Annotated in this window: 7 protein-coding genes; 3 read left to right on the top strand and 4 right to left on the bottom strand. The window is 64.5% G+C overall.

The annotated features are described in order from the left end of the window. Positions 1-236: 236 nt before the first annotated feature. Positions 237-1,106, bottom strand: coding sequence for a UTP--glucose-1-phosphate uridylyltransferase GalU (gene galU / locus IEV58_RS18060; protein ID WP_188411325.1), 870 nt, complete (start codon positions 1,104-1,106; stop codon positions 237-239). A gap of 198 nt (positions 1,107-1,304) precedes the next feature. Here galU and galE point away from each other — a divergent pair, with 198 nt between their 5' ends. From galE to IEV58_RS18045, 3 genes are all read left to right on the top strand, one after another. Continuing rightward, positions 1,305-2,309: a UDP-glucose 4-epimerase GalE gene (gene galE / locus IEV58_RS18055; protein ID WP_188411323.1), complete on the top strand. Its 1,005-nt coding sequence runs from the start codon at positions 1,305-1,307 to the stop codon at positions 2,307-2,309. 86 nt (positions 2,310-2,395) lie between these two features. Next, positions 2,396-3,649: a lytic murein transglycosylase gene (locus IEV58_RS18050; RefSeq protein ID WP_188411321.1), complete on the top strand. Its 1,254-nt coding sequence runs from the start codon at positions 2,396-2,398 to the stop codon at positions 3,647-3,649. A gap of 31 nt (positions 3,650-3,680) precedes the next feature. Beyond that, positions 3,681-4,844, top strand: coding sequence for an SGNH/GDSL hydrolase family protein (locus tag IEV58_RS18045; protein WP_188411319.1), 1,164 nt, complete (start codon positions 3,681-3,683; stop codon positions 4,842-4,844). A gap of 216 nt (positions 4,845-5,060) precedes the next feature. Here the strand turns inward: IEV58_RS18045 and IEV58_RS18040 are convergent, their stop codons facing one another. The 3 genes from IEV58_RS18040 to IEV58_RS18030 form a co-directional block, all read right to left on the bottom strand. Then, positions 5,061-5,270, bottom strand: a complete 210-nt coding sequence (locus IEV58_RS18040; protein ID WP_188411317.1) for a hypervirulence associated TUDOR domain-containing protein — start codon at positions 5,268-5,270, stop codon at positions 5,061-5,063. A gap of 233 nt (positions 5,271-5,503) precedes the next feature. Beyond that, positions 5,504-5,890 (bottom strand): nucleoside diphosphate kinase regulator, encoded by a 387-nt coding sequence (rnk, locus tag IEV58_RS18035; protein ID WP_188411315.1) that lies wholly within the window; start codon positions 5,888-5,890, stop codon positions 5,504-5,506. A 380-nt stretch (positions 5,891-6,270) separates the two neighbouring features. Continuing rightward, positions 6,271-6,918: a glutathione S-transferase family protein gene (locus IEV58_RS18030; RefSeq protein WP_188411314.1), complete on the bottom strand. Its 648-nt coding sequence runs from the start codon at positions 6,916-6,918 to the stop codon at positions 6,271-6,273. Positions 6,919-7,200: the final 282 nt, after the last annotated feature.

Below are 7,200 nucleotides of genomic sequence, written 5' to 3'. Positions count from 1 at the left end.
CTCACACAGAACCAAAACCCGCCCCCATGAGTGTCAGGGATGTCTCCGAACGAGTGTCAGGGATGTCTCCGGTCTTTACACTTGTGCCTAGCATCCACGCCTTCAGCAACGGCTGCGGCAGAAAAAGGTATTCGTGGATGCTCGCCACAGGGGCGAGCATGACGGGTTGGCTGTTCCCGGAAACAAAACAGCCTCCGCTTCGGCGAGAAGCGGAGGCTGTTACTGAAACTGAAAACTCAAGCCTTCAGCAGTTCTTCCAATTCCTTGCGGAAGTCGTCCTTTAACTCACCGCGGCTGAGGGCATAGGCGACGTTGGCGGTGAGGAAGCCGATCTTGGAGCCGGTGTCGTAGATCTTGCCGTCGAACTTGTAGCCGAAGAAGTCGCTCTTCTCGGCCAGCGTCAGCATGCTGTCGGTGAGCTGGATTTCGCCGCCGGCCCCCGCGCCCTGCTTTTCCAGCAAATTGAAGATCTCGGGCTGAAGGATGTAGCGGCCGGAGATGGCGTAGTTGGATGGGGCGACGTTAGCCTTGGGCTTTTCCACCATGGAGGTGACCTTGAAGCCGGGCCCGCGCGTCTCGCCGACGCCGACGATGCCATATTGATGCACCTGCGCCTGCGGCACCTCATAGACGGCGATGATGTTGCCCTGCGTTTCGTTGTAGACGTCGATCATGCCCTTCAGGCAGCTGGGGCCATGATGCAGCATGTCGGGCAGGAGCACGGCGAAGGGCTCGTCACCCACGATGTCGCGGGCGCACCAGACGGCATGTCCGAGGCCGAGCGGCTCCTGCTGACGGGTGAAGCTGGTGGTGCCGGCGGCCGGCAGCTGCTTCCTCAGGATCTCGATCGCTTCCGCCTTGTTGCGGCGCTGAAGCGTGTCGTCGAGCTCATACTGCTTGTCGAAATGATCCTCGATCACGCCCTTGTTGCGGCCGGTGACGAAGATGAAATGCTCGATACCCGCTTCGCGCGCCTCGTCAACCACATGCTGGATCACCGGCATGTCGACCACGGTCAGCATCTCCTTCGGCACGGCCTTGGTGGCCGGCAGGAAGCGGGTGCCGAGACCGGCGACGGGGAAGACGGCTTTGCGGATACGGGTCATGGGTCTCTTCGGAGTTGTTGAGGGAAGGCGGGTCAGGAAATCAAAAATGACGGCCGGACTATGGCAGGCCGATGATTGTGCCGAATTATGAAGCACAGGTCACAGTCTGCCACAAAGTTGGATCATAGTGGCGCGGAAGGTTTCACCGGACGGTAACCCATGTCCGGGCAAAACGTTCCGAACACAGGGGGTTCTTGCATGGCAATTCTGGTGACTGGTGGCGCGGGCTATATCGGCAGCCACATGGTGCTCGCGCTGAAGGACCGGGGCGAGGATGTGGTGGTCCTCGATGATTTTTCCACCGGTTTTCCCTGGGCGGTGGCCGATGGTGTGCCGGTGGTGGAGGGCGATGTCGCCGACCGTGAGCTGGTGGCCCGGCTGATCGCCGACCATGGCGTCACCGAGATCGCCCATTTCGCGGCGAAAATCGTGGTGCCGGAATCGGTTGAGAACCCGCTCCTCTACTATCACGCCAACACCGCCAAGACGCGTGACCTGATCGAGACGGCGGTGAAGACGGGCGTGAAGCACTTCATCTTCTCCTCCACCGCTGCCGTCTACGGCAACCCGCTCACCAACCCGGTGGGCGAGGATGCGGTGCCCGCGCCCATGTCGCCCTATGGCACGTCGAAGCTGATGTCGGAATGGGTGCTGCGCGATGCGGCCGCTGCCCATGGCTTCACCTATGCGGTGCTGCGCTACTTCAATGTGGCGGGCGCCGACCCTCAGGGCCGCTCCGGCCAGTCGACGCCCAATGCGACCCATCTCATCAAGGTGGCGTGCCAGACGGCGCTGGGCCAGCGGCCCAAGATGGACGTCTTCGGCACCGATTTCCCGACGCCGGACGGCACCTGCGTGCGTGACTACATCCATGTCACCGACCTTGCCGAGGCCCATGTGGTGGCGCTTCAGCACCTCAGGCAGGGCGGCGGCAGCATCACCGCCAACTGCGGCTATGGCCGTGGCTTTTCGGTGCTGGAGGTGATCGAGGCGGTGAAGCGGGCATCCGGCATCGATTTTCGCGCCGATCTCGGGCCGCGCCGCGCGGGCGACCCGGCCATGATCGTCGCCAAGGCCGATTTCATCCGCCAGCAGCTCGGCTGGGTGCCTGGTCACGACGATCTTGACGGGATCGTGACCCAGGCGCTGGCCTGGGAAAAGAGGCTTGGTGCCGCCCACGAACAGGACCGGGTTTCCAGTTAATCAAATTGAAACCATGATGAGCTCGTTTGGTGTTTGTAAACGAAGGCGCGCGGTGGTTCGCGCGCCGCAATATCCGGAACGCGCCCATGCTGCATCAGCCTGCCTCAAGGCCGGTGTCCGGGAGCCGCCGCGCGACGCGGCTTTTCGGTGCACCGATCCTCGCGCTCGCCCTGTTCGGAGTGGCCTTGTTGGCCGCGCCGTCGAGCGCTCAAGCAAAGAGCTTTCAGAGCTTCATCGAAGAGCTGTGGCCGGCCGCCCATAAGCGTGGCGTCTCGCGCGCAACGTTCAACGCGGCCTTCCACGGCGTGACGCCCGATGCCAAGGTGATGCAATCCACCCGCCGCCAGGCGGAGTTCACGGAGACCACCGGCGCCTATCTCGCCCGCCGTGTCTCCGACGCGCGCATCGAGAATGGCCGGGCCAAGGCCAAGGAGTGGGAGCGCGCGCTGGACGCGGTGGAGCGCCAGATCGGCGTCGATCGCTATGTGGTGCTCTCCATCTGGGGCAATGAGACCAACTTTGGCGGCTACCTCGGCGGACACAATGTCATCCAGGCGTTGGCGACGCTGACCTACAACGGCTACCGCGCCGACTTCTTCCGCAAGGAGCTGATCAATGCGCTCGTCATCCTGCAGCAGGGCCATGTGAAGCCGCAGGACATGGCCGGCTCCTGGGCGGGTGCCATGGGGCACACGCAGTTCATGCCCTCCAGCTTCAACGCCTATGCCATCGATTTCACCGGCGACGGCAGGCGCGACATCTGGACCACCATTCCCGATGCCTTGGGCTCAACAGCCTTCTATCTGAAAAAGCGCGGCTGGCGCACCGGCGAGACCTGGGGCTATGAAGTCACCGTGCCCCGGGGCTTCGATCTCAGGCAAGCCAAGAAGATGGGCAAGGCGACGCTGGCGCAATGGTCGCGCCACGGCATCCGCCGCGCCAATGGCCAGGGCTTCCCGCGCCCCAGCGACAAGGCCTGGCTGCACCTGCCCGCAGGCGCCAATGGCCCCGCCTTCCTGATGCTGCCGAACTTCGACGTCATCAAGCGCTACAACAACTCCAACAACTATGCGCTGGCGGTGGGCCATCTTGCGGACCGCATCCGGGGCGGGGACGACTTCGTGCATCCCTTTCCCGTGGAGCAGAAGGCCCTTTCGGAGGGCCAGCGCACCGAACTGCAGACGCTGCTCGCCTCGCGCGGCTATCCCGTGGGCGAGATCGACGGCGTCATCGGCATGCAGACCCGGGAGGCGATCCACGCCTATCAGGCATCGGCGGGCCTTCCCTCCGATGGGCATCCGTCCGAGGATCTGATAAAGCACCTGCAGAAGCGGCGCTGAGCGCCGCGTGGTCGGGTTGCGGGGATCGGCCGTGGCGGACAAGCGGTGGAGCATAACGGGCTTTGGCGCCATGGCGGTAGCGGCCCTTCTGCTCGCGCTCACGGTGCTTGAGCCCGCTCCCGCCGCCGCGCAGCGCATCCGCCAGGCCGAGCCCGGCGAAGTGATCTACACCCGCCCTCCGGTGCGCGGCCGCCAACTGCCACCCCAGGTGCAGGCCCCGCCGCAGCGACAGGGCTTCCGCATTCCCTTCCTGGACCGCCTCTTCGGCGGGGGGAACCGCGAGGTGCAGGTGCCGCAGCGGGTGCCCGCCTCCGCGGGCCGCACCGGCGTCGCGCCGCGCGCGGCGGCTCCGGCGCAGCCGCCCAAGCCGAAGGTGGAGCCGAAATATTTCGTCGCGGTGGTGGGGGACGATTATGCCACCGCCGCCGCCGATGGGCTGGAGGAGGCGCTGGAAGATCGGCCCGACATCGCCATCGTCCGTAAGATCGCGCCGGGGCGGGGCATCGCCGCCGGCGATCCGGCGCTGGCGGCCTCGCTGCGCACGCTGCTTGGCGGCGGCGAGAAGATCAATGCGGTGGTGCTGGCCATCGGCCGGCAGGACCAGCGTCCCATCGAGGATGGTAATGCGGAGGTGGCCTTCCGCTCGGCGCGCTGGAACCAGCTTTTCGCCACCCGCATCGACGAGGCGCTGATCGCGCTCACCGAACGGCGCCTCCCGGTGGTCTGGCTCGGGCTTCCGCCGGTGGCCGATGAGAAAGAAAGCGCCGGCAACGCCCACATCAACGAGCTTCTGCGCCAGCGCCTCATCGGCTTCGGCGCGTCGTTCCACGATGTATGGGACGGCTTCATCGACGAGAACGAGATGTTCGCCACGACGGGCCCCGCGCTAGATGGCAGCAAGGTGCGCCTGCGGCTGCAGGACGGCGTCGGCTTCACCCGCGCCGGCGCCCGCAAATTCGCTCATAATGCGGAGCTTCACATACGCCGGCTGTTCCCAGCCGACACGCCAGGCGAGGCTGTAGCCAACTCACCTGATATGGAGGACGTCTCCATCCACATCCTCACCTCCGCGCCGCGCACGCCGGGCGCGACGCTGCTCGACGCCAATCTGCCGGCCATCGCGCGCGGCACGGAAGGCGCGCACAGCCCCGCGCCGCTCGGCCGCGCCGACGACTTCCGCTGGCAGGCGGATTAGGGGCGGCTCAGTGCCTCGGGAGGGTGGGGCTTATCCTTCGAGATGGCCCTTCGGGCCCCTCAGGATGAGGTTCGTGGGTTTGAACAGCTCTTCTCCGAGCGTGCCCCGATCACTACCCTCATGCTGAGGTTGGCCGAAGGCCAAGTCTCGAAGCATGGGCCACGACCGCGAACCTCTCTACGGCCGTTACAGCCGTGGATGCCAAAAACGGCAAGATCACCGCTTGCGCAGTTCCTCGGGCTTATGCGCCGCTTCCTTGCCGGATTTGGCGCTTTTCACGATGTACTGCGGGTTGTCCCTGGACGCCGCGACCGTATGACTTTTGATCTGGGTGCGGCTGGTCTGCTTCTTGACCACCTCGCCATGGGTCTTGCCCTGGCTCGTGTCCCATTCCACCTTGTCGCCCTTCTTCAGCTCTTTGGCCATCTCGCTGATCCTGTCGTCTAAGACCTTCCGGAGAGGGAAACCGGCAGCGGGAAGAGGGTTCCAGGGCCACGAGCCTCATGCTGGGGTTGGCCGAAGGGCCAAAGCCTCGAAACAGGCGTGTGTCTCTGAATCGTTATGGCAAGACTTGGTCTTGCCATCCACGAATTCTCTTCCGGCCGCTGTTGAAGTCGTGGATCCCAAGGCCAGGCCTTGGGATGACGGAGGCAGGCCGGTCAGCCCTCGTTCGGCTCCACCGACAGCACCGTCAGCCGGTGCTTGCGGCCGTCGTTGGCGGTCCAGTCGATGGACTGGCCGGCGCGCAGGCCGAGGAGGGCGGTGCCGATGGGGGTCAGGATCGAGACCTTACCCTCGGCGATATCAGCTTCGGCCGGATAGACCAGGGTGACACGGCGCGCGGCATCCTCGGCGGTTTTATATTCCACCGTCGATCCCATCTGCGCCGTATCGCGCAGCGCAGCGCCGCGCTCGATGACACGGGCGCGCTCCAGCTCGTTGAGCAGGACGTCGGCCAGCTCCGGCTTCGCGTCGAGAAGGCCGTTGGCCATGGTGGTGAGGCGCTCGTGGTCGGTTTTGCTGATGGTGATGCTTGGCTTGCTCATGGTGTTCGTCTTTCAGTCGCACGCCCCATCAGGCCAGGGGCCTGGCGGTGACGCGGGCAGTTCATGTCTGTTGTAAAAAAAAGAGACCTTCCCCCGTCTCGGGGGCGGCCGAGCCGGGGCTTCTATCCCGCGATGGGGACGATCCTGAAAATCTGTGTCGGCGCGTGCTTGGTCATAAGTAGAAGGTCGGCTCGGCCGAGCGGAATGTCAAGTGAGAGCTGATCGCGCACTATGCGGAAATGCTCTCTGCTTCGTCATGACCGGGCTTGGCCTGGTCATCCACGAGTTTGCAGCCTTGAAAGGAAGTCGTGGATACCCGCGCCAAGCGCGGGCATGACGTGCCAAGAGCGGGGTTTCGCGCCGTCGAATTTGGGCTGGCCTCAATCCCGATCCGGCGCACCCAGCGGGAAGAGCTTTCGATAGGGGCGGGCCTCGTTGACCACGCGGACGACGGAATCGCGCGCCAGCAGGCGGGCGCGATACTCGGCAACAGCGCCCGCAGGGATCGGCTCCACCCAATCGGCATAGAAGAGCGCGGGCGCGGCGGCACAGTCGGCGATGCTGAAGCGGTTGCTGATGGCCCAGGTGCGATCGGCGAGCTTCGTCTCAAGCCAGGCATAGGTTTTCGTCAGCGTCTTGCGGGCCGCCGTGACGCCGAAGGGGTCCTTGGCGTCCTCAGGACGGAAGGCTTCCTTCACCACACGCTGCAAGGGCACGTTGATATAGTTGTCGAACACCTCCGCCAGCATGCGCGCCTCGATGGCCTCGCGGCGGTCCTCCGGCACCATGGGCGCCGCGCCGCCGTGCAGGTCGAGATATTCGATCACCGCATTGCTCTGCGTCACCTCGACCTCGCCGTCGACCAGCGCGGGAAAATGGCCCGTGGGCGACAGGCGGTCGATAAGCGCCTGATTGTTGGGGTGGCCAGGGTCCACCGTGTGAAAGGTGAAGGGCACCTCACGCTCGTAAAGCGCGATCAAGGGCTTCCAGGTGAAGGATGAAAAGGGATGGCCGTAGAGTTCGAGCATGGGTGTCCTCCTGATGGCGAGCGTAGCCTTTCCTTTGCCCTCCGTCTGCGGGCTTATTCCGTCATGCTCGCCCTTGTGGCGAGCATCCACGCCTTTTACGGCGTGGGTGGTCCTGACAGGGCATGGATTGCCAAGCAGGTTTGGCAATCGCTCCCTCTCTTCATCGGAGAGAAACAGCGAAGGCGTGGATGTCAGTCACTAGTGTAAAGACCGGAGACATCCCTGACACTCGTTCGGAGACATCCCTGACACTCATGGGGGCGGGTTTTGGTTCTGTGTGAG

It is taken from the genome of Agaricicola taiwanensis (genome assembly GCF_014635245.1).
Classification (GTDB): Bacteria; Pseudomonadota; Alphaproteobacteria; order Rhizobiales; family Methylopilaceae; genus Agaricicola; species Agaricicola taiwanensis.
The sequence above is the reverse complement of the archived record's forward strand: the minus strand, read 5'-3'. Positions and strand labels throughout refer to the sequence as shown.

Bases quoted from the DNA above. Each gene is read 5' to 3' on its own strand.
- IEV58_RS18050 (WP_188411321.1), top strand. From the start codon at position 2,396: ATGCTGCATCAGCCTGCCTCAAGGCCGGTGTCCGGGAGCCGCCGCGCG.
- rnk (WP_188411315.1), bottom strand. From the start codon at position 5,890: ATGAGCAAGCCAAGCATCACCATCAGCAAAACCGACCACGAGCGCCTC.
- galE (WP_188411323.1), top strand. From the start codon at position 1,305: ATGGCAATTCTGGTGACTGGTGGCGCGGGCTATATCGGCAGCCACATG.
- IEV58_RS18030 (WP_188411314.1), bottom strand. From the start codon at position 6,918: ATGCTCGAACTCTACGGCCATCCCTTTTCATCCTTCACCTGGAAGCCC.
- galU (WP_188411325.1), bottom strand. From the start codon at position 1,106: ATGACCCGTATCCGCAAAGCCGTCTTCCCCGTCGCCGGTCTCGGCACC.
- IEV58_RS18040 (WP_188411317.1), bottom strand. From the start codon at position 5,270: ATGGCCAAAGAGCTGAAGAAGGGCGACAAGGTGGAATGGGACACGAGC.